This is a genomic window from Mesorhizobium sp. M0954 (assembly GCF_040319155.1).
GTDB lineage: Bacteria > Pseudomonadota > Alphaproteobacteria > Rhizobiales > Rhizobiaceae > Mesorhizobium.
In genome coordinates this window covers 60,238-85,385 of sequence record NZ_JAMYNR010000017.1, presented here as the reverse complement: position 1 = coordinate 85,385, position 25,148 = coordinate 60,238, and the positions used below count along the sequence as shown (strand labels likewise).

The following is a 25,148-nucleotide window of genomic DNA, read 5'->3' as shown; positions in this document are numbered from 1 at the left end:
GTCTAGCCCCACTCAAATGCCAACTTTGCCGGCCTTGCCGCGGCTTTTCACGCGCGGCCAGGCGAGGAGATGCCGGTCGACAAGGTCAATCCCAATGGACTGTGCCGGCCTCGCTCGGCTACTGGCGTGAGGCATTCTTGACGACACCGCCCTGCACCGACAACGTCGAGATGTTGGCAATGAAGCCGGTCGCGATTGACGCTGCGGATGTAGGGAATTTACCTCGCGCTTCCGCCTGAACGCGTGGCCGATCCGTTCACCCAATTGGCGCTTCATCCTGGGCCGCGGCTGAGGCCTGTGGGGTGCGGCTACCCCGCGTGGATGGGATCATCAATCAACTTTCTCTCATTTATGAAAGGAAACTTCCCCGCTTACGATAGAAGCCATCAGTTTCATATATTTTCCGGCAGATGAATGTCGAACGGCAGAAATGTCTGTCCTGGTGTTTCAGCAGTGCCGGTCTCGATAGCCCGCGTCATCAGCGTTATCAGCTCCTGGGAAAGCCGGCGCATTGGCGTGGCGACCGCCATCGTGATGATGTTATCAGCGAGTGCCGCCCGAGATTCCGGCGTGATTTCATTCACGATCGCGACGAGATCGCGACTTTTACCCTCTTCCCGGACCGCGGAGATGGCGCCCTCCATGCCGCCCCCGGCGACATAGAAGCCGACGAGCTCGGGTTCCCGCTGCATGAGATCAAGCGTTGCCTCGTAGGTGACCTGCCGTTTCTCCAGGTTCACAAGCGGATCGAGCACCTCGAACGTCGGCGCGTTCTCACGGCAATAGGACCGAAAGCCGACGTCACGGAGCTCGTGCCCCTGGAAACGATGGCTACCGACAAACACCGCCACCTTGCCGGGCCGTTTTGCGACCTTGGACACCATCCAAGCGGCCGTGCGCCCCACCTTGCGGTTGTTGAGGCCGATATAGCCCTGTCGCACGCCGGCGGCGAAGTCGGAAAGCAGCGAGAAAACCGGAATGCCTTTGGCCTTGAGGTCCTCAACCGCTGCTGTAATTTTTGGGTGGTCCGGTGCCACCATCGCGATCGCATGGCAGCGTGCGCCCAAATCCTTGAGCGGTGCGATTAGGTCGCTCGGCATATGTGACGGGGCGAATTGGATGAGCGGAATGCCGTGGAAGGACTGGGCCAAATTGACCGACGCTTCGACCTCGCGCGCAAAGTCTTGGTAGAAATGCTGGGCCGGTTTTCTCAAGATGAAGCCCAGACGGTAGCACGGTAGGTCTCGCCGCAAGCGCTGCTTGATGAGCCCGGCAGCATGATAGCCGATCGCGTGGGCGGCGTCGTGGACCCGCCGCGCGGTCTCCTCGCGCACCGGATGGCGGGCGTTCAGAACCCGATCGACCGTTGCTACGCTGACTCGGGCTTCGCGGGCGAGATCGGCAATTGTGGGGCGCTTGGTCATGGGTCCTATTCTGATTGGTTTTTGACGCAGGCTGGCTCTCTGTCACCTAGCGCGATTCGACAATGGTTTCGGGTGGGCAAAGTGAAGACGCCCGCATACTGAATGATCGACAGCGTATTGGACTACTCCAGACGTAGACCGGCCGGGTATAACGGAAGGTTCATTCGCTTAGGGCGGCGACGATTTGCACTCACACATTTAGCGCTTCTGATACATGGTCCGTGAGGCGCCGTTTAGAGCCTGCGAGTCGATCGTTCAGGTCATGTGACCAGCTTGGCGAAACCGGTCGCGGTGCGTCGCCCTTACTCGGCGGAGGACAGCCGGTTTGATGCCTCGGCAAGCTGATGACCGCAGAAGGCGGCTTTCATCTGCGCTCGGTCCAATTCTCCTTCCCAGCGGGCAACGACGAGGGATGCCACTGCGTTGCCGACGCAATTCGTCAGCGCCCGGCATTCGGACATGAAGCGGTCGATGCCGAGTATCAGTGCCATCCCAGCAACGGGAACACTCGGAACTACGGCGAGCGTAGCAGCCAGGGTGATGAAGCCCGCACCTGTCACACCTGCAGCGCCCTTGGAGGAAAGCATCGCAACGAGCAGCAGCAGCACCTGATCGCCGATTGACAGATCCGTGTTCGTCGCCTGCGCGATGAAGAGGGCCGCCAGGGTCATGTAGATATTCGTGCCGTCCAGATTGAACGAATATCCGGCCGGGATGACGAGACCCACGACCGAACGCCTGGCGCCCGCCTTCTCCATCTTCTGCATGAGCGAGGGGAGCGCGGCCTCCGAGGAGGACGTTGCGAGGACAAGCAGCAGCTCTTCCTTGATGTAGCGAATAAGAGAACAGATCGAAAAGCCGTTGTAGCGGCAGACCGCGCCGAGAACCCCGAACACGAAGAGGAAGGCGGTGAAATAAAACGTCGCGACCAGCATCGCGAGGTTGACCACCGAACCGATGCCATATCTACCGATGGTGAAGGCCATTGCGCCGAAAGCGCCGATCGGCGCGGCTTTCATCAGAATGCCGACGAGCTTGAAGACAGGCGCGATGAGCGCCTGAAGGAAGGAAACGACAGGCTTGCCCGTCTCTCCGGCCATCGCGAGCGCCATGCCGAACAGAACCGAGAAGAACAGCACCTGCAGGATGTCGCCTTCCGCGAAGGCACCGACAATCGTTGGCGGGATGATGTTCATCAGGAAGCCGGTGACCGACTGCTCGTGGGCCTTTGCGGCATAGGTATTCACGGCCTGGACATCGAGCGAGGCCGGATCGATGTTGAGGCCGGCGCCAGGCTGGACGACATTGGCGACGATGAGGCCGACGATCAGCGCCAGCGTCGAGAAGGTGAGAAAATAGACCATTGCCTTGCCGGCGACCCGGCCGACCTTGTGAAGATCGTTCATGCCGGCAATGCCGGTCGCAATTGTCAGGAAGATGACAGGCGCGATGATCATCTTGACCAGCTTGATGAAGGCATCACCCAGCGGCTTCAGGCTCTCGCCGGTCCCCGGATAGAAATAGCCAATTGCGATGCCGAGGGCGATGGCAGCAAGCACCTGCGCGTAAAGCTTGGCATAGAAGGGTTTGCGGGGCGCGGGACTCGCGCCGCGGACTTGTGCAGCTGACACTGTTTCTCTCTCCCTGACCGAATCGAGGTGGCGTGACTTCTCCCGGGCTTCTCCCTATCGCGGCGCTCCGGTCGAACGCTGCACCAACGCCGCCGCAATACCCATGCCAAATGGATCCGCATGACCTGAACTGACGTTGGGCTCGCCTATGATGGGATGAATGCGGTGGCACAAGACGCGAATGACAAGGCCGCCGTCCAGCACGCGCTTGATGTTCTCCGGCAGATTGCCGGTCGATCTCTCTGGCTGGCGGTTTTGCTGCACATCGTGGCGGGCTCCTCGGTTTGCCGACTTTGGGAGGGCCGCATCGCTGGCACCAGGGCGCAGAATTGCCGTGTTCTTTGCCGCGCTCCCGCTGCAGCGACAGCTTGAAAGCGACGTCGAGACGTAGGGATTGACGCCGCTGGTGCTGACCGCGACGATGCGGTTCAGAAGTTCCGAGCACCGCGGAGAAAGCCGCGCTCGACCGCCACCTTCGCGCCTTCACACGCGACGCCCCCGCCTTATCTGCGTCATCAATATCGAGGAAATGGCGGTTGCCGCGACCGACCAGTGTCGTCGGCAGTGATTATCGCTCCCGCCCCTGGTTCGCAGGCGCTGGTGACTGGCACGGCCCGGCAACTCGGCGCGGTCAGCCGCTCGGGCACCGCATCGCCGGCGCCGTATTTCTGTCGTTCAACATCGCCGACAAAAATTAGAACTGATGAATTCTATCATAGGCCGCGAGGTTTCCTTTCACGAATGAAAGAAAGCTCGATTGACTATCCCGCCTCGCTCCAGTCTTTTGAAAATCAACGTGTGGTTGCCCCCGTGCAAGCCGAGAACGTGGCCAAGCTTCGTGGAGGGAGAGCCAAGCGATGCGTCAGGGGTCGACCCGCTTTGCACTCGACCACACGGCGGTGGCACGAGTTCACGTCAGAGCATTTTCGCGCTTGCCCGCGACGTCGCGGGCGCACATGCCGCCGGCATGCATTTCATGGCGCGAGATCGAGGATCATATGCACCACAACATTCCCAAATCAGAACAAAATGCCAGCGAGTGCCGCATTTCGCTTCCGGATGCGAAAAGGGCTTACCCAAAGTCCGAGATGAACACCGCGGTCCCTTTTGTGCCATCGCACGAGCACGCGCTTACCGGCATCTTCGAAATATCGAAAGTACTCACCGACCCCGCCCGGCTCGAAGTCACGTTGGCCAAGGTCGTCGATCTCCTGCCCTCGTTTGTGCAGATGCGGCACGGCATCATCGCTCTCTTCGACGCTGAGGGCGTACTGGACATCACCGTAGTCACCGGCTGCGACGAGAACAGCGATGAGCGCTCCCGGATGCGCCTGCCGCGCAAGGCAATCGATCTGATTGTGACGACGGACACGCCGCTCGTCGCCGAGAACATAGCGGTGCATTCGGCCTTCACTGCCGCTGACATAGAGGTGCTTGGGGCCTCCGACCCCGTGTCGTTCACCGGCGTTCCCATTCGTGTTGATGGGAACGCCGTAGGCACGCTGACTATCGACCGCGCCTTGGACAGCAGGTCAACGTATCGGCTCGATTATGATGTCCGGCTGCTCACCATGATCGCCAACATGGTGGGACAGACAGTCAAGTTGCACCGCTTCTCCGCGGGCGACCGCGAACGACCGACAGAGGTGGAAGATCGGCTGCAAACGCAATTCTCTGATGTCAAGCACCCTGCACCGCAGCGCAAGAAGGTTCACGTCAAGGGGATGATTGGCGATAGTCCGGCGCTAAGCGCGCTGCTCGAGAAGATCGCAGTGGTAGCTAAGGCAAAGACCACGGTTCTGTTGCGAGGCGAATCCGGTACCGGGAAGGAGCTGGTCGCCAAGGCAATTCACGAGTTGTCGCCGCGCGCCAAGCGGCCCTTCATCAAACTCAATTGTGCAGCGCTGCCAGAGACAGTCCTGGAATCCGAATTGTTCGGTCATGAGAAGGGTGCCTTCACAAGCGCGTTCAATTCCCGCAAGGGTCGCTTTGAGCTCGCCGACAAGGGGACGTTGTTTCTGGATGAGATCGGCGAGATCTCGGCCTCCTTCCAGGCAAAGCTACTGCGCGTGCTGCAGGAGCAGGAGTTTGAGCGCGTCGGCAGCAACCAGACCATCAAGGTCGACGTTCGCGTGATTGCCGCCACGAACAGGAACCTTGAAGAGGCGGTTGCAAGGAATGAGTTCCGCGCCGACCTATATTATCGCATCAACGTGGTTCCCTTGCTGGTGCCGGCATTACGCCAAAGGCGCAGCGATATTCCGCTCCTCGCAGCTGAGTTTCTCAAGAATTTCAACGATGAGAACGGCCGTACGCTGACCTTCGATGCGCGTGCGATTGAAGTACTGATGAAATGTGAATTTCCCGGCAACATTCGCGAGCTTGAAAATTGCGTGCACCGGACAGCGATCCTGGCGGAGGGACGATCAATCGGGAGAAACGACTTTGCGTGCTCCCACGACCAATGCTTTGCCGAGGCGCTGCGGAAGAGCAGATCGGGCAAGGCCGCGCTGCAACCAGCGCCAATCCTCCCAGAGGCAGTGAATCCGGCCACGCCGCCGGATGCGGCCGCTCGTTCGGCCGCCACCACAGTCCCGCCTGCCGGAGCAACCCACTCATTGGGCGCGAGGACCACCGACGCCGAGCGCGTCATTGCTGCCATGGAAAGATGTGGCTGGGTGCAGGCAAAGGCGGCGCGCCTGCTTGGACTGACCCCGCGCCAGGTTGGCTACGTGCTGAGGAAATACGGCATCGAGGTCAAGCGTCTGTGAAAGCATGACTCAGGCGGATTAGCTGAGACCGCTTAGCGGCTTGGCCCGCGCAGGGATGCAGATCCGCGTCCGCGTCAAGTCGATCCGACCGAGGACAGCCTGGCCGAATTCCCGTGGCAGCCGGCGTTGCGACCATCTTGTGAAAGGCGACGCTGCCATCGTCAATCCGTCCGCCATGTTGCTCTCGTTGCGAGCTCATACGGATGCCCCTGTGCGACTGAAACGGAGATAAAATATGTCCGATGCAAAACTGCAAGCTGTGCTTTCGTCTCTTCCGCAAGGGACGCGACAGTTAGATGCTCTGCCGTCCAACGGACCAGCGCCGGACGAAAGTTTTGTCAAGCTGAATACGAATGAGAACCCGTTTCCGTTGCCGCCAATCATAATGCAAAGTGCAGTGGCGGCCCTCAATCGCCAGTATCTGTATCCGGACGACGATAACATCAGCTTGAGGGAAGCAGCGTCCAATACCTATGGGGTATCCACGGATCAGGTCATCGCAGGCAACGGGTCGTCTGAACTGCTCGGACTCATCTACAGAGCTTTCCTCGCCCCTGGCGACAAGGTGGCGATGATATCGCCAGGGTTTTCGTTCAACCGCAAACTTGCCATGTTGCATGGTGCTGAGTTTCTCGAGATCGGATGTCAAACTCATTCGCTGCCAATGGAGCAATTGCTTTCCGGTCCGGCAAAAGACGCCAAGTTCATTCTGGTGGCCAATCCAAACAATCCGACCGGAACATTCCTCTCGATAAGCAATATCGAACGCCTCGTGGCACAATCGGATCGCCTGGTCGTCCTTGATGAGGCCTATGTCGACTTTGCACCCGATCACGGGCTGCGCCTCATCAACCGTTATTCGAACCTTCTGATCTTGAGAACATTTTCGAAGAGCTATGCCGCCGCCGGCATTCGCGTCGGTTTCGGTTTCGGTCACCCTGAGATTATTGGCAGGCTGCGCAACATCCAGAACGTCTTCAACATGAACGTGATCGGGCATGCGGTTGGTATCAGCGTGCTTGCGCATCGCGGCGCCTACGCAGAGAACCACAAGCACATCAGACATGAACGACAGCGAGTGACAGCCGCACTGTCGCAACTTGGATTTTCCGTAACGCCCTCCCACGCAAATTTCCTGCTAGCCCGTGTGCCAGCGGGACAGGACGGCTCATGGTGGCAAGCAGCCTTGGAAAGGCAAAAGATACTCGTTGCCTACTTTCCGGACAATGGTTTGGAACATTGCATCCGCGTCAGCATCGGCACAAAAGAGCAATTGGATGCATTTCTTGCTGCCGCTCGCGATATAGTTGGAAGCTTAAACATACCAAGCACCACGGGCAGGGGAGCGTCAGGCTCTGCTCGTTCGGTACGCTGACGCTAATCCGATATCACACATTGCTATCTTTAGACTTGCTTGGTCACCCAAGCACGACAACATTTTTCTTTAAAATCAGGGACAATATCGAGTGACAAACGTCTTTCCTTCAAACCTAGCCTTCGGCATCTTCGATCATCTGGACGAGGACGGCCTCGATATCGCCCGGCAGTACGAAGATCGCCTGATATTAGCAGAGGCGTGCGATCAGCTAGGGTTCTATGCCTATCATCTCGCAGAGCACCACTGTACCCCCCATGGGAGAGGTCCATCGCCGAATCTGTTCTTATCGAGCGTCGCCCAGCGCACCCGGCGCCTGCGTCTCGGACCCTTGGTGATGCTGCTTGCGCTTTATCATCCGCTGCGTGCGTTCGAAGAGATCTGTATGCTGGACCAGTTGAGCGGTGGCAGGCTCGAACTGGGCATAGGGCGCGGTGCTCTCCCGATCGAATTGGGTTACTTCGGGATTGGTGCGGACGCGGTGCCGGGCCGCTATGCGGAAGCCAGCGAAATTCTTGTTGAAATACTTGTTAATGCCATGAAGGTTGGCACGCTGTGCTATCAGGGCCGCCATTTTGAGCTCAATGACGTTCCTTTGACGCTAAGACCTCATCAGCGTCCACATCCGCCGACATGGGTCGCCGCCAATCGACCCGAGTCCGCAGCCTGGGCCGCTGCGAATGGAGCAAATATCGCGTGTGTAGGACCTTCCTCTTCTGTTCGCAAAACTACTGATGCGTTCCGCGCCTATCAAGAGGACAACACTGGCGCGGGCAATCGAGCGCCATTTATTGGATTGCTCCGCATGGTCGTGGTTGGGCGTTGTGACACACATGCCTATTCGCTCGCGGCACCTGCTTACGAACGATGGCTCAAGAGCTTCCAATTCCTTTACGAGCTTAACGCTATCCCCACTCCACCCAACCTGCCGCTGACCTTCGATGCGGCAGTCGAGAGTGAATTGTGCGTGGTAGGATCAGCAGCGTCTGTGCGAGAAGCTCTGCTCAGTCAGTTGGAAGAGGCAGGTGCTAACTACCTTCTTTGTCAACTGGCATTTGGGAATCTGCCGCTAGATGCTTCCCTATACACCGCGACGACCATTCAATCCGAAATCATGGCTCGACTTGGCTGACCATGAAATTCGCGGTCTGATCCGAAGGTAAATCGTTGTAACAGCGCTCCCTCACATTGCTCGAGCGTGCACGTGGTGGGGATTGGGGAAATCGTGAGGGAGGCCAAACTGACGACGAGCCGGCGGCACAGATTACCAGGTTTGTACGTTGGCCGGCATCTGGGCACGGTGTGAGACTGCACGATCCTAAGGAGATGATGGCCGAGCGCGTCACGATGCCGGCACGCATCTGCTCGTCGCGCTCGCGCTAGTCGTTGCCCATAGCCCGCCGCAAGAGGTTCTTCTCGACCGGGGCGGCGCCGGTGGCGGCTCCCGCATCCAGCTTCATCAGCGGCTCGGCGGTAGCAAAGCCGTCACTCGCTACGGCGCTGTTGAGGGCGCGCTCGCGAGCGGCTTTGCTACGCCGAGCGACACCACCTGGAGCGAGTTCGCCCGATGTCGCGGCGTGCACCGCGGTCGGATAACGACGCTGGAGGAAATCGTTCGCAGCCGGTCTTCACGATCCGCGCGAGTGCTTTGCATGAATGCTGCCTGCTTCCTCGTCTGCGGCGGCCTGAGTGTCCGCCGGCACGCCCGAAGTCAATGTCAGTACCACAAGGCCGCCAAGACGTCAGGTCTGGGAGCCGGCTTGTACGGTCGTATCGTGTTCTGGAATATCGTCAAAGGAGGCGTAGTTGAGATTGTAGAGTTTGGAATACAGGCCGCCCATGGCTATTAGCTGATCGTGGTTGCCAGTCGCAATAACTTGGCCATTCTGAAGCACGATGATGCGGTCGGCACCCCGGATCGTGGCAAGACGGTGGGCGATGACGAGGCCAGTGCGCCCTTCAAGCAGCTTTATCAGAGCCTTCTGAATCTGCATTTCCGTGTAGCTGTCGATGTTGGCGGTAGCTTCGTCGAGCACGAGGATCTTGGCGTCGGCGACGAGGGCGCGGGCGAAACTGATAAGCTGGCGCTGGCCGAGAGATAAGTTGTCGCCGCGTTCGCCAAGTTGGGTCTCATACCCGTCGGCGAGGCTCATTATGAAGTCGTGGGCGCCGACCGCCTTGGCGGCCTCGATCACCTTGTCGCGCGTGGCTTCCGTCTTGTGGTATCGAATGTTCTCGAAGACCGTCCCGGTGAACAGGAACGGCTCCTGCAGCACCATGGCGACCTGGCGGCCGAGCGATTCCTGGGTGAGATCGCGCACATCATGTCCGCCGACCAGCACTTGGCCCTGCTGAACATCATAGAAGCGGTGGACCAGGGCCATCGCGCTCGATTTGCCAGAACCGCTCGGCCCGACCAGTGCGACCGTCTCGCCGGGATTGACCCGGAAGGAGACATTTTTCAGCACCGAACGGTTCGGATTGTAGCCGAAGGTGACGTCCCTGAACTCGACCGAGCCGTCCATTTCGGGCGAAAGCACCTCGGCATTGGGTTTGTCCTGAACATCGATCTTGACGTCGAGCACATCGGTCAGGCGCTTGCCTGAGGCCATGGCGCGCTGCATGACCGAATATTGCAGGGTGAGTGAGCGGATCGGGTCAAAGAAGCGCTGGATGTAAAATAGGTAGGCAACCAATACGCCCACATCTATGCGGCCATTCATGACCATCGAGCCGCCGACCACAATAACGGCGGCCATGGCGAGGCCGGTGAGGCCATCGACGATAGGCACCATGACCAGTGCATATTTGGCAGCGATCAGGTGGGTCCTGAGGTTGGCATGGGCCTTGTCGTCAAAAAGGATGAAATTCACCTGCTGGCGGTCCATTGACTGGACGGTGCGCACGCCGTGAATGGCTTCGGCCAGCGCGCCGTTGACGACGGAATTAGTCTCGTGTGCGGCCATGAAGGCGTCGCGGGCACGCGGCAGCCAGACAATGCGGACGATCACCAGGACCGGCAGAACCGAGAGCGTCAGGAGGCCGAGGCGGAAGTCGAGCCACAGCATTACGAAAACGATGCCGAAGAGAAGCGCAACATCGCCTACGGAATATACCGAGGTTTCGAGGAATTCCTGTATGGAGTTGACGTCGCCTTGCAGGCGCGACATGAGGCGTCCGACCTCGGTCTTGTCCATGAAGGAGAGCGAAACCTTCTGCAGATGGCCAAACATGGCGCGGCGGATGTCGAACAGGACAGTTTCGGCCACTTTCCCAACCACGGTTTCCTGCATGTAGCCGGCAGCGAAATTGACCAAAATCGCCAACACGAACGCGCCGACGGCCGCGAGCTGGGCTGAGCGATCGGTCCTTGCCGGGTTCATGCCCTGGTCGAGCGCGTAGCGGATGATCAACGGGATGAGAAGCTGCGTCCCGCTGAAGATCAGCATTGCTGCAATCGTGATGACTACCCTGGCCCGATAGGGACGGACGAAAGCCCAGATGCGCCGGAGGATGCTCTTGTCGAAAGCCCGGCCGAACATCTCCTCCTCGATGCGGTGCGAGCCGACAACCGCGCGCGGAGGGCGTCTACCGTCGTCACGTTCGGCTTCGACTTCGCCGGCGCGGCCCTGCGCCATCAGCGGGCGCCCCCATACTGGGTCATATTGTCATCACCCGGGCGCGTCTGGAGATCGTAAAGGGCCCTGTAGCGTCCCCGCTTCGCCAAAAGCTCTTGATGCGTGCCGCGTTCTACGATTTCGCCGTTATCGACAAAAAGGATCTGATCGGCATGCACAAGCGCACTCAGCCGGTGCGCGATGATGATCGTCACCCGATCCTTGGCGAAGCGCCGCATCGCCGCGCGGATGCGCTGCTCGGTGCCGGCATCGATCGCGGCCGTTGAGTCGTCGAAAACGACGACGGAGGGGCGCAGCATCATGGTGCGAGCAATCGTGAGACGCTGGCGCTGGCCGCCAGAGAGAGAGACGCCGCGTTCGCCCACGACCGTCTCGTAGCCCGCTGGGAGCCCGAGGATGTAGTTGTGGAGCTGGGCGAATTCGCCAGCGCGTTCGATTCGCTGTCTCTTCGCCCAGGGATCGCCATAAGCGATGTTGTTCTCGATCGTAGTGGTGAATAGGAATGCATCCTGCTGTACGATGGCGACCGCCTTGCGAAGCGTCGCGAGGGTGACATTGCGTATGTCCTGGCCGTCCAGCGTGATGGCGCCACCGGTCACGTCATAAAAGCGGGGGACCAGATGAGCTATCGTCGATTTGCCCGAACCCGGCGGACCGACGATCGCGATCGTCTCGCCTCTACGGGCCTCAAAGCTGAGGTTCTTCAGAATGGCGCGGTTTTCGGCGCTGGGGTACGCAAACGAGACATTGTGGAAGCGCAGAGTGCCGTCGCTTATCTCGAGCGGTCTGCCCTCGAGAGCATCCCTGATTGTGATCTCCTGGTCGAGGAGACCGAAAAGCCGCGAACCGCAGCTAGAAGCGCGGGCAAAGGCATTGACCATGAGGCCGATCTGGCGGACTGGCATTTGCAGGATTGTCATGAAGGTCAGGAAGGTCGCCACCGTTCCGACGCTGATCTCGCCAGCGACGAGCTTGCTGCCACCGATCCAGAGCACCAATCCCATTGCGAAAAAGAAGGACAAGGTCATCGCCGACGTGCTGGGCACGTAGATGTCAACGCGGTCGTGGGCGAGGTCGAGCGCGTTCTTGGAAGCGCCGTCGAACTTCAGCATCTCATAGGCTTGAGCCGCAAAAGCGCGGACCACGCGGATGCCTGCGAGATTTTCCTCCATCACGCGGCTTAGTACCGAAAGCCGCTCATGCAGGTCGAGCCAGGTGGCGCGCAGCCTAAGCTGTGTGGCCGATGAGCGCCAGGCGACAAAAGGCACGAAGCTCAGCGCGACCAGGCCGAGCATGGGATCGGTCGAGATCATCATGTAGGCGCCGATCCCGATCAGCATGGTGAGCAGGACCACGCGAACGAGCGCGGTGGAAAAATACATCCGCACGCCTTGGAGATCGAGCATTCCGATGGTGATCAGATCGCCTGAATGGACCCGGTCGTGAAAGGAAAAGCTGAGACGCTGGATCTTGTCGTAGTAGGCGAGCCGCAGTTCGTACGCGACATGATGCCCGACGGCTTCGGCAAAATAGTTCTGCGCCATCGTGAAAAGGCCGCGTAGCGCGCTGACGGCGAGCAGCAGGAGAGCCGGAATCCAGAGCGCTTGTCCTGCCGCGGTCCCCGCGACACCGCCCCCGATGGCTGTCTGGGTCTGGTCGACAGCCCGGCCGAGCAGCTGGGGAATGAGCAACTGGAGGATTGCCGCCATGATCGTCGAGCCCATAGCGAAGGCGACGTGCCAGGGATGCCGCAAATTCATCCGCGTGATGCGCAACAGCGTACTCAAATCCCGGCCCCAGCGCGCCGCTTCCACATGGGTCAACGAATTCAGAGCGTTCGTTGCGCTGCCGATAGCATCACTGCTCACGGATGTATTCCCGACTGCATTTTGCGCCTTCGAGGCAAGCCGAAGGACCAATCATCAAAGGGGCCCGCCATTGTTAATCCTGTCCACCACCTGCAGCAGGGCGCGTTCCTATAAGCCGAGCCGCGGCTTCACTTACTGGCATGTCGATCACCGTGATTCCGCTTGCCGCAAGGAAACGCGCTTCGTTTCTGGTCAGCGTTTCCGCGTCTATTACCGCGCAATATGGACCTCGGGAGCGCTTCATGATCTGCCTAGCGTAGGTGCGCAGCATCTGATCGTTGAAGCGGCAGCCAACGAAGAAAAATCCACGGGTGATGCGCCGTTCCTTCACCACGTCTGGGATCGGTGTCTGGATATCGATTTCGGTCAGGACTTCGACATAGTCGGAATCTGCGACGAGAAAGTTTTGCGCCGGCCTAATACTCCCGTGAGGTGTATAGAGAACCGTCTTTGCCCCCGATCGGGGGTCGAGTTCCCTCCCGGACAAATCGTAGGTTTTCGTCCAAATGTTACCGATTTCGTTCGCCCGCGTGACGCCTTGTATCTCAACGACGTCCGTTCGGCCGGTCTCTACGAGAGCCGTGCGCATCGCGCCGTCGTACCAGCTGTCGACGATGAGGGAGAGCGGCAGCCTTGCGAGCCAGGCGTGGAGGAGGGTGGGCGCCACCGGCGCTGCGAACATGTCGGTCATCCAAGCTTGAAGCGTCCGGCGACGCCGGCGCTGTTCGATGAACTGCGCAACCGACCACATATTGGTGCGGATCCTGGAAGGGGCTGGCGCCCGCGCATTGAGTGCCGCGGCAACGACCTCCGGCGTATGCGGCACAGGCGGTTCCGCACAGTTGAACCCAAGAAGACCCGGACCGAGATAGGGGATCACCTGATCGGCGGCGAGCGCTTCCTTCGCCAGGTCAAGCAGCTTTTCGGCAAAACTGTCCCGTACGATGACCAGGTGGCCCGATGTCAGGATCGTGTTCATGCTCGTTCCTCGCGACGCACCTATCAAGGGGCAGCATCAGTCCTCTTCGGAAACCTTCTTTGCCTCGACGGTGATCGGCAGACGCGTATCCCGTGGAAGATCGGGTAGGAGGAGCCGCCACCCGTTCCTGAGCGTCACAGTTCCGCCCCACAACTCTTCCTTCTCGAGCTTGATGATCGGCTCTTCGAGGTCCTTCTTCGGGACATACGCCGACAAGCCAGCATCGGTCCTGCGGATCATGACTTTCATCTCGCCGTCCCTTCATTGGTATTGCTTTCAGCACTGCAGGGCGCCTCGGCTTTGTCGAGGCTCATCAGTTCACGCGCTCGCATGCCGACGACGGTGCCACGGTCGATCCATTCGACCGCATAGATGAAGAACTGCTGGAGAAAGGTGCCAATGTCGCGCACATATCCCTCGTCGCCCTTCCGCACGAGATTTTCGCCGATCTCCCTTCCAGGATAGGTGCCGTCATTCTTTATGTGGCGAGTGGCACGTACCCGCTCTCCCGGCATGAATCGTGGAGGCCTGCGGATTTCGACCTCCTCTTCGCGTCCGAGCGACATGTCCGTTCCCTGATTTCTCTTGAGGCTGCAGATTGTGAACAAAGGCGTTCCAGGCGTCCTGCGAAGGCATCCCCGACCATGTCGGCAGCCCAATGTTCGTCACGCAGGAACGCAGGTCTTCGGCACCGGGCATACCGAGGCACATTGCTGCGCATCGAAGACCCCCTCGCACTCGGTGCACTTTTGCGGCTCGATCACATAGCTCTCGCCTTTGAACTTGATCGCGCCGGAGGGACACTCGAATTCGCAGGCGCCGCATTGGGTGCATTGGGATGCGATGATCTTGAAAGCCATTTTAACTCCTGGTCCGAATGGATGAGACGCGCTCAGGCCGTCGCCGCGAGTGCGGGGGTCCCAGACGCGGCCGCGTAAATCGCGCTGATTGCGGTCTCGATATAGTCGTGGGCATATGCGTCGGTGGCTTGGATTCCAGCGTCGGCGAGCTGATCCTGCGGGCAGTTTCCGATCTTGGCGCACAGCACGACATCTATGCCCTCAAGCGCAGCGATGACGCCATCGAGGGCGGCTTCTCCGCCCCAGCCGCCGAGGCAATACTGCTCCACCTTCCGATGCCCGACAAAGCTGATCCCTCTCGGCGAGGCTTGATAAACCTGGAATTCCTTCGCATGGCCGAAATGTTCATTGACGCGGCCGCCGCCCTTGGTTGCCACGGCGAAGAGAAGGGACTTGCCGGGGCTCGCTGCCTTGACCAATCCGATCGCTTCTCTCCTAGCCGCCACGTGATCACGGCGCTCCTCCGCGACCAGCTCCCGATAGGCCTTGCGATTGCTGGCATCGTAGGTGACCTCGCCGGGTATCCGGTCGAGTGTGAATTCCTGGCCACGATCCTCACCGAGCAGGCCGACGGCATCTGCCCGGCACTGCCGGCAGTGGCGCATCAACTGGGCGCCGCCTTCGACACGGTCCTGAAGAGCCTTCATCTCCATTGCGTTTGGGCCGCGTTGCCCGCTCAGTCCGTAGTGCGTGCCGTGCGCCGGGTCCGAAATCAGCGGCATGAGGTTGTGCAGGAACGCGCCTCGCTCCTTGACCCATCTATTCACCTCGATCAGATGCTCATCGTTCACGCCGGGGATCATCACCGAATTGATTTTGGTGAGGATGCCGCGCGCGGTCAGCATCTCCAGACCCAACATCTGGCGCTCGTGCAGGATCCGGGCGGCTTGGATGCCGACGTAGCGGCGATGGTCGTAAAAGATCCAAGGATAGATCTTTGCACCGACCTCAGGGTCGACCATGTTGATGGTGATCGTCACGTGATCGACATTCATGTCGGCAAGCTCCTCGACATGGTCCGGCAGCGCGAGCCCATTCGTGGAGATGCAAAACTTGATGTCTGGGATTTCCCTGGCGACTCGTTCGAACGTTGCCTTCGTCTTCTTCCAGTCGTAACAGGCATCGCCAGGTCCGGCGATGCCGAGCACGGAAAGCTGCGGCACCTCGTTGGCGACCGCGATCACCTTGCGTAGCGCCTGGTCGGGTGTCAGCTTTTCGGAGACCACCCCAGGCCGGCTTTCGTTCGCGCAGTCATATTTGCGATTGCAGTAGTTGCACTGGATATTGCAGCCGGGCGCGACCGCGACGTGCATGCGCGCGAAATAGTGATGCGCCTCTTCTGAAAAGCAGGGGTGATCCTTGATCTTCTCCCAGATAGCCGGATCCGTGTCGTCCGGCTTTATCGACGAGCCGCAGGACGAAGACGCGCAGCCACCGGCTTTCACGGTGGCAAGCAACTGGTCACCGAATGTCGTGCTGAGGCTCTCAAGCGCAATTGCCGGTGCGGACATCGAACGGCTCCGTTGCTAGGTGAATGTCGCATTTCAAACCGCAAGAGCTATGCCAGCTCAAAGAGCGGTTTTGGTTCACGAATTGGCTTTCGTGTCGGATTCCGTCGGATTGCTCCGACACACCTTTGTCGGGCTTCCGACAGTGGACAAGCAAATCGGGTCGCGAAGGCTACCAGCCTTGGGCGCGAAGGGTGTGAGGGAGACTACTCCGGGCTTACGTTTGACGTCATCACGACGTCTAGAATTTCTTCACCTCGATGCCATATCGGCGCAGCGCGTAGCCGATTTGCCGCGGCGTGAGGCCGAGGATACGAGCCGCCCTGGCCTGAACCCAACCGGCCTTGTCCATCGCGTCGATCAGCCGGTCGCGTTCCGTCAGACGCGGGGGACAAGCGGGATCGTTTGGATCGCCGGCCGCAAGGGGAGATACGTTGCCTGCGGAGACACCGATGCGACTGGCCGGCAGCCGCAATCCGACCGGCACTGCGTTGACCCGTGCGAGATCGTCGATGGTATTGCCGCCATTCGAGCGGTCGGCTCGCTTCCAGAGGAGCCAGGAAAGGCACTGGCTCTTCTTACAGGCGAAATCGGATGGCGTGATCGTCCTTGAACGCGCAAGTGTGGCCGTCCTTTGGACGCAGTTCTCCAGCTCGCGGACGTTACCAGGGAAGTAGCATTGCGAGATCAGGTCAAGCGCCGACGGCGCGAAGGCGAGTGCGCGATCGTTCTCCTTGTTGAATCGATTGAGGAAGGCGTTCGCAAGGCGTGGAATATCGCCGGGTCGCTCTCTGAGCGGAGGCAGGATAATTGGCACCACATTGATGCGGTAATAAAGGTCGGCCCTGAACTCCCCTTTTATGACGGCCGTCTCGAGGTCCTTGTTGGTGGCGCATATGAGGCGCACGTCGACCTGTAGCGTTTTGGTGCCGCCGACTCGCTCCAACTCGCCTTCCTGCAAGACACGCAACAGCTTGGCTTGAAAGGCCGGCGAAATCTCGCCGATTTCATCAAGTAGCAGCGTTCCCTCATTTGCCAATTCAAAACGACCGGCGCGCTGGGAGATAGCACCCGTGAAAGCGCCCTTTTCATGCCCAAACAGTTCTGACTCCAGAACGCTTTCAGACAGTGCGGCGCAGTTCAATTTGACGAAAGATTTCTTCCTCCGACGTGAGAGCTTATGGATGGCTTGCGCAAAGAATTCCTTGCCGGTGCCGCTTTCACCCCGCAGTAGCACGGTGGAATTGGTCCCTGCTACGACCGAGACGGTTTCGAGCACCTGCTTGAGTGCGGGGCTTTCCCCGATGATCCCGTCGATTTTGACATCCGCATGCCGGGCAGGGTCGTAGGTCCTCCCCTCGTTGGGCGATTTCTCCGGTCTCCATTGCTCATGGACAGACCGCTGACGATCTGTACTCAGGATGCGATGGAGACGGATCGTCCGGCCGACAAGGTTGGCGACCATCGTCAGGAAGTATGTGTCCTCGTCGTCGCGAAAGTCGGTGGCGCCGTCTCCGGCGCGGTCGATCGACAATGTCCCAAGGATTTTATGATCAGCCTTTAGCGGGATACCGATAAAGGCAATTGGGATGGTGCCGCTGCTCGAAGATGTTTGAAGGTCAGCCTGAAATAGTTGGGACTTGCGGACGTCCGGTATGAAGAGCGGCGTCCCCGTAGCGACGATTTGATCTGTTATGGCCTGTGGTATGACGCGGCGAGTGCCTGATTGAGGTGCGTGGGTATTGCCGGCAGTTGCGGCAATCTCCGGCTCTCCTTCAGCGTCCAGGACGACGATTGCTCCGTGACGCATCTGCAGAAACGAAGGCAGGATGTTCACGACATTGGCGAGCGTAATCTCCAGCTCGCTGGGGGCGGTCAGCACCTTCGATATCTCGTAGAGTCCCCTGAGCGCGATATCTGCTTGGGGCATGCTTTTGATGGGCGGTTCAGGGCGGGTATCCCGAGGTGCTACCTCGTCGACCCGATCTTGCGGTACGTGAGCCATGGAAACACCTCAGCGGTTGTCGTCCAGAGTGCTCCTCCTTTTGTGTCTGAGTCTGAATTGTGAAAGCACAGTATTCACGAGCGCCTCTTCGTGGCGCGGCAATTCAAGCAAAGATAGACTTGGCGTTGGTCGCGACCTCAGGTGTACCAAGATTGACCCTCTTGATACGGTGCGTGCGTCCTCATCCGAATTTGAAGAGGACTCCGAAGCCGCCGCGTGGATAGTTCCACTCGATCTCGCCACTGGTCTCGCACAAAATCCGGCAGGTGCCGCACTCCATGCAGCCGTCGGCAGTGATCTCCACTTGACCTTTGTCGTTCAACTCATAACATTTCGCGGGGCAGACGTGGGTCAGCGCGAGCAAGTTCGCGCTTGGCCTCTCGTGCGGTCGCACTTTGATATGCGGACGGCCAGAATCCACCAAGTAGCGGTTCTGGTAAAGCTTGTCCTCGACACGTGACTTCGTCACTGCGATCGTCATTTCGTCTCCCCTCAGCGCCACGCCAATGCAAGGCGGACCGCGTCGCTGACCAGCCCCCAGCGCGAGCGCGCCTTGATGAAGGCCGCCGTGGTCGCCTTTTCCTTCTCGATCTTCGGCGTGCCGTCGACACGCATGAAGTTCTGCGCGGCTTGGGACATCAGCCGCGGATAAGCCGTGAAGTAATTGCAGGAGTTGGTGTGGAGCAAGGCCGGCATGTCTTTGTATTTCCTTAGGTCCTTGACCACGAAGGACTTGTCCAGCATGGCTTTGTAAAGGGCGAGATTCCGTTTGGTCATAGGACCGTTGCGGCTCTTGACCTCGATGATTGCCTCAGCCGCGATGCGGCCGGAGGTCATGGCGAGGTTCGAACCCTCGCGGTGAATGGCGTTGTTCAGTTGCGCGGCATCGCCGACCACGACCCAACCGTCGCCAAAGAGCTGCGGAATAGCCTTGTAGCCGCCTTCGGGAATGAGATGCGCGGAATATTCTTTCACTTCCGAGCCGGCGATCAGCGGCCGGATCGAAGGATGGGTTTTTAAGGCGTCGAGGAGGACGTAAGGGCTCTCGACCATCGCGGCGAAATCGGAGACGAGGCAGCCAATGCCCAGTGAGATCGACTCCTTGTTGGTGTAGAGGAAGCCGAGCCCGGCCATGCTGCGGGAGGTCGTGCCCACCGCCTCGATCACGCAGCCTTCATCGCCTTTGAGGCCGAACCGCTGCTCAATGACCTCTTCGGGCAGGAAATGCATTTCCTTGACGGCGAGCGCCACGGTTTGCGGCTTCGGCATCTCGCGCAGGCCGGCCCGCGTGCCAAGCAGTCCGCATACACCTTCTGCGAGGACGACCACGTCCGCGTAGATGGCCCCGCCGGCCCGGTCTGTGCGGACGCCGATCACCCTGTCCTTGGCGTCACGGATGAGTTCCGTCACGGTCGTCTCGCACAGAACCGTCGCGCCGGCCTCGCGCACCTTACGCGAAAACCATTTATCGAACTGGGCACGGATGATCGTGTAGCGGTTGGGCTTCGCCTCATTGAAGTCGTCCGACCGATAGTGAATCCCGGTATGGGATGTGTCGTCCATCACCCAAAGCCGCTGTTCAACCAAATGCCGCTCGAGAGGCGCATCGTCCCGGAAATCCGGGATGATCTTCTCCAGCATGTTCGCGTACATGATGGCACCCTGGACATTCTTGGAGCCCGGATATTCACCCCGCTCCAACTGCAGCACCTTCAGGCCGTGGCTGGCCATGGTGTAAGCAGCTGCGTTTCCGGACATGCCGGCCCCAATAACAATGGCGTCGAATTGTTCCTCAATCATGTCCATCCCTTAGCTCGCAAGCTTATCGCGACTGTGGGGCGACAGCCGCCGGGTGAAGGCTTCCGTCAGTGCGGGCAGGAAGCGGATCGCGTCGGTGACGATCCCGAGGTGAGCGAAATCGAAAATCGGCGCGTTCGGGTCGGTGTTGATGGCCACGATGAGATCCGCCCCCTCGACGCCAACCCGATGCTGGACGGCGCCGGAAATCCCGGCCGCTATGTAAAGCTTCGGCCGGATGGTCTTGCCAGTTTGGCCGATCTGCCGATCAGCTGGCATCCAGCTCTTCTGGACCAACGGGCGCGAACAGCCATGCTCGGCGCCGATTGCCCGCGCGAGATTCTTCACAAGCTGCAGGTTCTCCGCCGCGCCTAGACCGAGGCCTCCCGCAACCACGACGTCGGCATAGGCAAGATTTGCCTTTGCCGACTGACTATCCGGCAGGAAGCCGAGGATTTTGGTAACGATCTCGTCCTCGGCTACCGAGAGCTTGTGCCGGATGACACGCCCGACCGGTTTATCCGCCCGCTGCGGCATGGGCATGACCCTCGGTCGCACTGTCGCCATCTGGGGGCGGAAATTGAGCGTATAGATCGTGCACAACAAGGAACCGCCGAAAGTCGGACGGGTGGCGGCGAGCGAACCGTCGGTATCCACATCGAGTTCGGTGCAGTCGGCCGTGAGCCCTGTCTGCAAGGTCGTCGCCACGGAGCCGGCAAGATCCCTGCCGAGTGTGGTGGCACCGAGAAGAAGGATCTCGGGTTTGTGGGTATCGACCAGATCCGTCATCGCCTTGGTGAAAGGCTCGTTCCTGTAGTCGGCGAGCAGCGGCTCCTCGACGATGTAGACCAGGTCGGCACCATAAGCGAAGGCTTCGGCAACGGCGTTCCCGATGGCCTCTCCCGGCGGTCCAAGCACGACGCCCGCAAGCTGGACCTGAAGCTTGTCTGCTAACTTGCGGCCTTTGCCGAGCAGTTCGAATGATACGGGATGGACCTGACCGCGTTCGAGCTCGATGAAAACCCAAACGTGCCGGTAGTCCTTGAAATGCGCGGGCAGCTCCTTCTTTATGCCGGCACGGCCGGCGGCAGGGCGAGGGGTTTCTCGGTTCGCGTTCGACATCGTCTGATCCTTGCCCTCTCACGCGCCGCCGTTGAAGGCGAGCTCATGTTCCAATGCCGGCTGGCGGGTGAAGATTGCCGTGATGAGTTCGTCAGCGACATCGCGCAAAGCCATCTCGGCGGTGTCGATTTTTGCCGCCTTTTCCGCTCGCGCAGGAGGCGCGAAAACGCGCTTGACGACCGTCGGTGAACCGCGCAGGCCGCATTTGGTGAGATCCTCAATGCCGGCGTCGGCGGCACTCCATTTCAAGACCTGGCTGCGCGCGGCGCACAGGGCGTCCTGGATCGAGCCCCGGCGGATCTCGTTTGTGCCTTCCAGCATAGTGATGAGGCAAGGGAGCCTGCTCTTCAGCATCTGTGTGCCGCCTTCGGAGCGGCGCTCGACCTTGATCTCGCGTGCAGCAAGGTCAATAGAGGCGATCTTCGCGACATAGGTCAGTTGCAGGAGTCCGAGGCGCTTGGCGATGCCGGGCCCGACCTGGGCGGTGTCGCCATCGATCGTCTGCTTGCCGGTGAAGACGAGGTCTGGCGTGCCGAACGTCTCGCCAACTTTTGCGATTGCCTGGGAAAGGGCGAACGAGGTCGCCAGCGTGTCGGAGCCGGCAAAATAGCGGTCGGTCAAGAGCACCGCTCGGTCGGCGCCGTAGCCGAGCGCCTTGCGCAGCGCGTCCTCTGCCATGGGCGGACCCATAGTGAGCACGGTGACTTCGCCACCATAGGCGTCGCGCAGCCTGAGGGCTTCTTCGAGGGCGAACAGGTCGTAAGGGTTGATGATAGTCGGAACACCCTGGCGCATGATCGTGTTCGTCACCGGATGGACCCTTATCTGTGCCGAGTCCGGCACCTGCTTGATGCAGATTACAATGTGCATTGGCGGTTTCCCTAGGCTCCTGTCCGGATGCGGGCTTGGCGGTTATCTCTTTGGAGCGCATCATTCGTGCCAACTGTTTTGCGCTGCCCCCTATTCCTAGAACTTCGCTTGGTTGCTTCCGAGGGCGCCGTGGTGCTGACGGATTTGTCGGCTTCTCGACATTGTCGCGTCGCAACCCGTGTCGCGGTCATTCCTGTCCGAACCGCTTCAGTACGGAGTCGAACGGGACAAAGGTGCGGCCCGGCGTGGCAGGTTTGTTCGGATCGTGGTCTTTGAGCACCTTGAAGACCCGATGCGAGAGCGGCGAGGAAATCGCGAAGTCTTCGTAAGCGCGTTCGAGCGTCGCGCGCACCCGCGCGGCAATCACCTGGTCGGGCAGACCGGAGAAATCTTCTTCGGCAAGGTATTGGCCCACGCGCTTCATGATATGAAGCCGCGAGACATTCAGCACCTTCGGATCATAGGAGACGCCAAGGACTGCGAAGAACTCCTCCGCAGCCGACAGGCGCTTCAGTCGTGCGAGGATGTCGGTGACATCGATAGGGCGGCTGTCAGCGGAACAATTCATTGCATTCTCCCTGGTCGGAAACCTGTGGTGTCGGTGCGCTCGCGCACGGCTGACCTGGACCCGCACAGCTCCGCGAGGGATGCCTCGCTGCACATTCCATCGTAGAGCTCGACCAGTTGAGTTGCAGTGACGGTCGATTTGGTCTCGGCCGCCTCGCGCCGGACGCGGGCCACCATCGCGGCTGCCAGATCCGGGTCGAGATCGCGACCGCTTTCGCTCAGCACATGGGCAATCGCAGTGGCGCCGGAATGCTTGCCGATGACGATACGCCGGCAGCGGCCCACGAGAGCCGGATCGAGCCCTTGATAAGTACGCGAGTCCTTTAGCAGCCCTGCGACGTGAATGCCGGATTCGTGGGTGAAAACATCGGCGCCGACGACCGGCTTAATGGCCGCGGTCTGCCGGCGGGCGGCCCAAGCCACCTGGGCGGCGAGGTCGGGCAATGCGGTCAGCTCGATGCCGGTATCCGCGCCGTCGAAGACCGCCATCGCGGCGGCCACCTCTTCCAGCGCGGCATTGCCCGCACGCTCGCCGAGCCCCAGGACAGTGACGGACGCATGGCGCGCGCCTGCGCGGATTGCGGCCAGCGTGTTGGCGGCAGCAAGTCCGAGATCGTTGTGCGCATGAAATTCAAGCTCGATTGGAGACTGCGGCACGAGCTGGGCGACAAGTTCGAAGGTCGAAAACGGGTCGAGAACGCCGACTGTGTCGGCTAGCCTGACGCGGCTTGCGCCGGCGCGTGCAGCCGTCTCGATGACGCGGGCGAGATGATCCCGATTGGCCCGCGAGGCGTCCTCGCAGCCCACCGCGACGAAGAAGCCGGCGGCGGCTGCGCGCCTGACCATACGTTCGATGACCTGGAGCGCTTCCGCCTTATCGAGGCCGAGCTTGGCGGCAAGTTGGATGTCCGACGCAGGCAGCGATAGATTGATGGCGTGGACGCCGCTCTCGATCGCTGCATCGAGATCCAGCGACGTCATCCGGCACCAGGCCATGAGCCGAACCGGGAGACACCGCGCGACCACGGCGCGAATTGTTTCGATCTCGTCGGCGCCCATGACCGGCGTGCCGATCTCGATCTCTGTGATGCCGGCCGCCGCAAGAGACTCGGCGATCTCTAGCTTTTCCGTCGTGGTAAAGGCGACGCCGGGCGCCTGCTCGCCATCGCGCAAGGTCGTATCGTTGAGAAAGACATGACGGGTCATGAACGGAAGCCTGTTCTGCTGCCGCTCAGGCATAGACCGGATTGAACGTCTTCGGAGCTTCGCTTACCCGGCCCAGAACTGGGAAAGCCACGCAGCTTCTCCACGATTGCCGGCATGACCTCGAGCACCCGGTCGACGTCCGCTTCGCCGTTGTCCCGCGCCAAGGAGAAGCGGACTGCCGCGTGTGGCGTTTTCATCGCGCTCAGGACATGGCTCGGTTCCAGCGAGCCGGAGGTGCAGGCGGAGCCGGAGGAACACGCGATGCCCACGCGGCTGAGGAGAAGTGGAATTCCATCACTTTCGACATGTTCGAAGGAGATGTTTGCGGTGTTGGGCAACCGTTCCAGGGGATCACCAGTGACACAGGTGCTTGGGATGCGCTGGAGAATCCCGTCCTCTAAACGGTCGCGGAGCGACTTTACCCGTGTGGTCTCGTCGTCCATGAATTTCAAGGCGAGTTCGGCCGCCATGCCGAGCCCGACTATGCCGGGCGTATTCTCGGTGCCAGCACGCCGGTTGTGTTCTTGGTGGCCCCCCTTGATCAGCGAGTGGAAATTGACGCCACGTTTTACGAAAAGCGCGCCGATCCCTTTCGGCCCGTGCAGCTTGTGGCCGGAGAGCGACAGCATGTCGATTGCGGTCGACTTCAGGTTCATCGGAAGCTTGCCGACCGCCTGCACAGCATCGGTATGGAAAAGGGCGCCCACTTCCTTGGCCAACTCGGCAAGCCTGGCCACGGGGAAGATCACACCAGTCTCATTGTTCGCCCACATTATCGAGACGATTGCCACCTGTGGGGTGAGGGCGGCCATATAGGCGTCGAGGTCGAGCCGGCCACGGCAATCCACCGGGATCCTGTGCACCTTGACGCGGCGGGTCTTCTCAAGATGCGCGCAGAGCGTCAGCACGGCGGGATGCTCGACCGCGGACGTAACGATCTCGGTTCGGTTGGGCGCCGCCTCGAGCGCCGAAAGAAGCGCTGCATTGTCGCTTTCTGTCCCACCCGAGGTGAAGGTGATCTCATCGTCGAACTCCGCGCCGATCAGAGCTTGCAACTGCCTCCGCGCCTTTCTCACCGCCGCACTGACTGAGGCGCCAAGAGCGTGCGCCGACGAAGGGTTGCCGAATTGATCCCTAAAGAACGGCAACATCGCTTGCATGACCTCAGGATCGACCCGTGTGGTTGCGTTGTTGTCGAGGTAGACAGGTTTCATGTGCGATCCTCAGTTGACCGGAATGACGCGAGCGCGCGACCGCCTCATTGAGCCTCTGGCGTATGCCGTTGATGATGATGGGCCCGAACTGGCAGCCGGCGCGGACGCCCGAGAGTTTGACGTAGACCGGATCGGCGTCGACATGGCCAAGTCCGCAGTCGCCGCCGTCAGCCCGCAGGTAAGGACGCCCGAACACGACAACGTTATCGATAAGCCGAATTTGGCGCAGCAGCGCGATTTGGCCGCCAGCAGCTTGGGTGCCACCAGGAACCGAACTGTTTCGGGAGGCGACGTTCTTTGGATCCTACCTGAA

At 60.1% G+C, this 25,148-nt stretch carries 23 protein-coding genes; 3 read left to right on the top strand and 20 right to left on the bottom strand.

Going from position 1 to position 25,148, the window contains the following annotated elements:
* Positions 1-392: 392 nt before the first annotated feature.
* The 3 genes from NKH93_RS22530 to NKH93_RS22520 all read right to left on the bottom strand — a co-directional run bounded on the left by NKH93_RS22530 (position 393) and on the right by NKH93_RS22520 (position 3,319).
* Positions 393-1,424, bottom strand: coding sequence for a LacI family DNA-binding transcriptional regulator (locus NKH93_RS22530; RefSeq protein ID WP_023678260.1), 1,032 nt, complete (start codon positions 1,422-1,424; stop codon positions 393-395).
* Between the two features lie 302 nt (positions 1,425-1,726).
* Entirely contained in the window at positions 1,727-3,055 is a 1,329-nt protein-coding gene (locus NKH93_RS22525; protein ID WP_352738992.1) for a dicarboxylate/amino acid:cation symporter, read from the bottom strand.
* 54 nt (positions 3,056-3,109) lie between these two features.
* The gene (locus NKH93_RS22520; RefSeq protein WP_352972136.1) at positions 3,110-3,319 is read right to left on the bottom strand and encodes a hypothetical protein; all 210 of its coding nucleotides are present in this window, start codon (positions 3,317-3,319) and stop codon (positions 3,110-3,112) included.
* Positions 3,320-4,053: 734 nt separating this feature from the next.
* Between NKH93_RS22520 and nifA (NKH93_RS22515) the strand changes: the two genes are divergently transcribed.
* From nifA (NKH93_RS22515) to NKH93_RS22505, 3 genes are all read left to right on the top strand, one after another.
* Entirely contained in the window at positions 4,054-5,826 is a 1,773-nt protein-coding gene (gene nifA, locus NKH93_RS22515; RefSeq protein WP_502896478.1) for a nif-specific transcriptional activator NifA, read from the top strand.
* A gap of 235 nt (positions 5,827-6,061) precedes the next feature.
* Entirely contained in the window at positions 6,062-7,201 is a 1,140-nt protein-coding gene (gene hisC, locus NKH93_RS22510) for a histidinol-phosphate transaminase (protein ID WP_352720350.1), read from the top strand.
* A 91-nt stretch (positions 7,202-7,292) separates the two neighbouring features.
* Positions 7,293-8,333, top strand: coding sequence for an LLM class flavin-dependent oxidoreductase (locus NKH93_RS22505; RefSeq protein ID WP_352506792.1), 1,041 nt, complete (start codon positions 7,293-7,295; stop codon positions 8,331-8,333).
* 247 nt (positions 8,334-8,580) lie between these two features.
* Here the strand turns inward: NKH93_RS22505 and NKH93_RS22500 are convergent, their stop codons facing one another.
* From NKH93_RS22500 to NKH93_RS22420, 17 genes are all read right to left on the bottom strand, one after another.
* Positions 8,581-8,784 carry a hypothetical protein gene (locus NKH93_RS22500; protein ID WP_352457028.1) on the bottom strand — a complete coding sequence of 68 codons (204 nt, stop codon included), beginning with the start codon at positions 8,782-8,784 and terminating at the stop codon, positions 8,581-8,583.
* Positions 8,785-8,943: 159 nt separating this feature from the next.
* Complete coding sequence (locus tag NKH93_RS22495) at positions 8,944-10,839, bottom strand: ABC transporter ATP-binding protein (RefSeq protein ID WP_352910128.1); 1,896 nt, start codon at positions 10,837-10,839, stop codon at positions 8,944-8,946.
* Positions 10,839-12,707 (bottom strand): ABC transporter ATP-binding protein, encoded by a 1,869-nt coding sequence (locus NKH93_RS22490; RefSeq protein WP_352972134.1) that lies wholly within the window; start codon positions 12,705-12,707, stop codon positions 10,839-10,841. Before NKH93_RS22490 ends, NKH93_RS22495 begins: the two co-directional genes overlap by 1 nt.
* 73 nt (positions 12,708-12,780) lie before the next feature.
* The gene (locus tag NKH93_RS22485; protein WP_352972132.1) at positions 12,781-13,686 is read right to left on the bottom strand and encodes an SIR2 family NAD-dependent protein deacylase; all 906 of its coding nucleotides are present in this window, start codon (positions 13,684-13,686) and stop codon (positions 12,781-12,783) included.
* Between the two features lie 36 nt (positions 13,687-13,722).
* Positions 13,723-13,935 (bottom strand): putative nitrogen fixation protein NifT, encoded by a 213-nt coding sequence (gene nifT / locus NKH93_RS22480; RefSeq protein ID WP_352457024.1) that lies wholly within the window; start codon positions 13,933-13,935, stop codon positions 13,723-13,725.
* Positions 13,932-14,252: a nitrogen fixation protein NifZ gene (locus NKH93_RS22475; RefSeq protein ID WP_031256099.1), complete on the bottom strand. Its 321-nt coding sequence runs from the start codon at positions 14,250-14,252 to the stop codon at positions 13,932-13,934. Before NKH93_RS22475 ends, nifT begins: the two co-directional genes overlap by 4 nt.
* 99 nt (positions 14,253-14,351) lie before the next feature.
* A complete protein-coding gene (locus NKH93_RS34340; RefSeq protein WP_023678248.1) occupies positions 14,352-14,546 on the bottom strand; it encodes a 4Fe-4S dicluster domain-containing protein in 195 nt (64 codons plus the stop codon).
* 32 nt (positions 14,547-14,578) lie between these two features.
* A complete protein-coding gene (nifB, locus tag NKH93_RS22465) occupies positions 14,579-16,057 on the bottom strand; it encodes a nitrogenase cofactor biosynthesis protein NifB (RefSeq protein ID WP_352972130.1) in 1,479 nt (492 codons plus the stop codon).
* Between the two features lie 238 nt (positions 16,058-16,295).
* A complete protein-coding gene (gene nifA, locus NKH93_RS22460) occupies positions 16,296-18,059 on the bottom strand; it encodes a nif-specific transcriptional activator NifA (RefSeq protein WP_352972128.1) in 1,764 nt (587 codons plus the stop codon).
* 181 nt (positions 18,060-18,240) lie between these two features.
* Positions 18,241-18,540 carry a ferredoxin family protein gene (locus tag NKH93_RS22455; RefSeq protein ID WP_023678245.1) on the bottom strand — a complete coding sequence of 100 codons (300 nt, stop codon included), beginning with the start codon at positions 18,538-18,540 and terminating at the stop codon, positions 18,241-18,243.
* An 11-nt stretch (positions 18,541-18,551) separates the two neighbouring features.
* Positions 18,552-19,859, bottom strand: a complete 1,308-nt coding sequence (locus NKH93_RS22450) for an FAD-binding protein (RefSeq protein WP_023678244.1) — start codon at positions 19,857-19,859, stop codon at positions 18,552-18,554.
* A 9-nt stretch (positions 19,860-19,868) separates the two neighbouring features.
* Positions 19,869-20,978, bottom strand: a complete 1,110-nt coding sequence (locus tag NKH93_RS22445; RefSeq protein WP_352480509.1) for an electron transfer flavoprotein subunit alpha/FixB family protein — start codon at positions 20,976-20,978, stop codon at positions 19,869-19,871.
* Between the two features lie 18 nt (positions 20,979-20,996).
* The gene (locus NKH93_RS22440; protein WP_352466656.1) at positions 20,997-21,848 is read right to left on the bottom strand and encodes an electron transfer flavoprotein subunit beta/FixA family protein; all 852 of its coding nucleotides are present in this window, start codon (positions 21,846-21,848) and stop codon (positions 20,997-20,999) included.
* 187 nt (positions 21,849-22,035) lie between these two features.
* Positions 22,036-22,416, bottom strand: a complete 381-nt coding sequence (gene nifW, locus NKH93_RS22435; protein ID WP_352480507.1) for a nitrogenase stabilizing/protective protein NifW — start codon at positions 22,414-22,416, stop codon at positions 22,036-22,038.
* Positions 22,413-23,621 carry a homocitrate synthase gene (gene nifV, locus NKH93_RS22430; RefSeq protein WP_352972126.1) on the bottom strand — a complete coding sequence of 403 codons (1,209 nt, stop codon included), beginning with the start codon at positions 23,619-23,621 and terminating at the stop codon, positions 22,413-22,415. The genes nifW and nifV overlap by 4 nt, the downstream gene beginning before the upstream one ends.
* Positions 23,618-24,835: a cysteine desulfurase NifS gene (gene nifS, locus NKH93_RS22425; protein ID WP_352972124.1), complete on the bottom strand. Its 1,218-nt coding sequence runs from the start codon at positions 24,833-24,835 to the stop codon at positions 23,618-23,620. Before nifS ends, nifV begins: the two co-directional genes overlap by 4 nt.
* Positions 24,786-25,031: a NifU family protein gene (locus NKH93_RS22420; protein ID WP_198023582.1), complete on the bottom strand. Its 246-nt coding sequence runs from the start codon at positions 25,029-25,031 to the stop codon at positions 24,786-24,788. The genes nifS and NKH93_RS22420 overlap by 50 nt, the downstream gene beginning before the upstream one ends.
* Between the last annotated feature and the right edge of the window lie 117 nt (positions 25,032-25,148).

Coding starts and splice junctions, on each gene's coding strand:
- hisC (WP_352720350.1), top strand. CDS start 6,062: ATGTCCGATGCAAAACTGCAAGCTGTGCTTTCGTCTCTTCCGCAAGGG.
- NKH93_RS34340 (WP_023678248.1), bottom strand. CDS start 14,546: ATGGCTTTCAAGATCATCGCATCCCAATGCACCCAATGCGGCGCCTGC.
- NKH93_RS22450 (WP_023678244.1), bottom strand. CDS start 19,859: ATGATTGAGGAACAATTCGACGCCATTGTTATTGGGGCCGGCATGTCC.
- NKH93_RS22455 (WP_023678245.1), bottom strand. CDS start 18,540: ATGACGATCGCAGTGACGAAGTCACGTGTCGAGGACAAGCTTTACCAG.
- NKH93_RS22440 (WP_352466656.1), bottom strand. CDS start 21,848: ATGCACATTGTAATCTGCATCAAGCAGGTGCCGGACTCGGCACAGATA.
- nifA (WP_502896478.1), top strand. CDS start 4,054: ATGCACCACAACATTCCCAAATCAGAACAAAATGCCAGCGAGTGCCGC.
- nifT (WP_352457024.1), bottom strand. CDS start 13,935: ATGAAAGTCATGATCCGCAGGACCGATGCTGGCTTGTCGGCGTATGTC.
- nifS (WP_352972124.1), bottom strand. CDS start 24,835: ATGAAACCTGTCTACCTCGACAACAACGCAACCACACGGGTCGATCCT.
- NKH93_RS22475 (WP_031256099.1), bottom strand. CDS start 14,252: ATGTCGCTCGGACGCGAAGAGGAGGTCGAAATCCGCAGGCCTCCACGA.
- nifV (WP_352972126.1), bottom strand. CDS start 23,621: ATGACCCGTCATGTCTTTCTCAACGATACGACCTTGCGCGATGGCGAG.
- NKH93_RS22445 (WP_352480509.1), bottom strand. CDS start 20,978: ATGTCGAACGCGAACCGAGAAACCCCTCGCCCTGCCGCCGGCCGTGCC.
- NKH93_RS22495 (WP_352910128.1), bottom strand. CDS start 10,839: ATGGCGCAGGGCCGCGCCGGCGAAGTCGAAGCCGAACGTGACGACGGT.
- nifB (WP_352972130.1), bottom strand. CDS start 16,057: ATGTCCGCACCGGCAATTGCGCTTGAGAGCCTCAGCACGACATTCGGT.
- NKH93_RS22530 (WP_023678260.1), bottom strand. CDS start 1,424: ATGACCAAGCGCCCCACAATTGCCGATCTCGCCCGCGAAGCCCGAGTC.
- nifW (WP_352480507.1), bottom strand. CDS start 22,416: ATGAATTGTTCCGCTGACAGCCGCCCTATCGATGTCACCGACATCCTC.
- nifA (WP_352972128.1), bottom strand. CDS start 18,059: ATGGCTCACGTACCGCAAGATCGGGTCGACGAGGTAGCACCTCGGGAT.
- NKH93_RS22485 (WP_352972132.1), bottom strand. CDS start 13,686: ATGAACACGATCCTGACATCGGGCCACCTGGTCATCGTACGGGACAGT.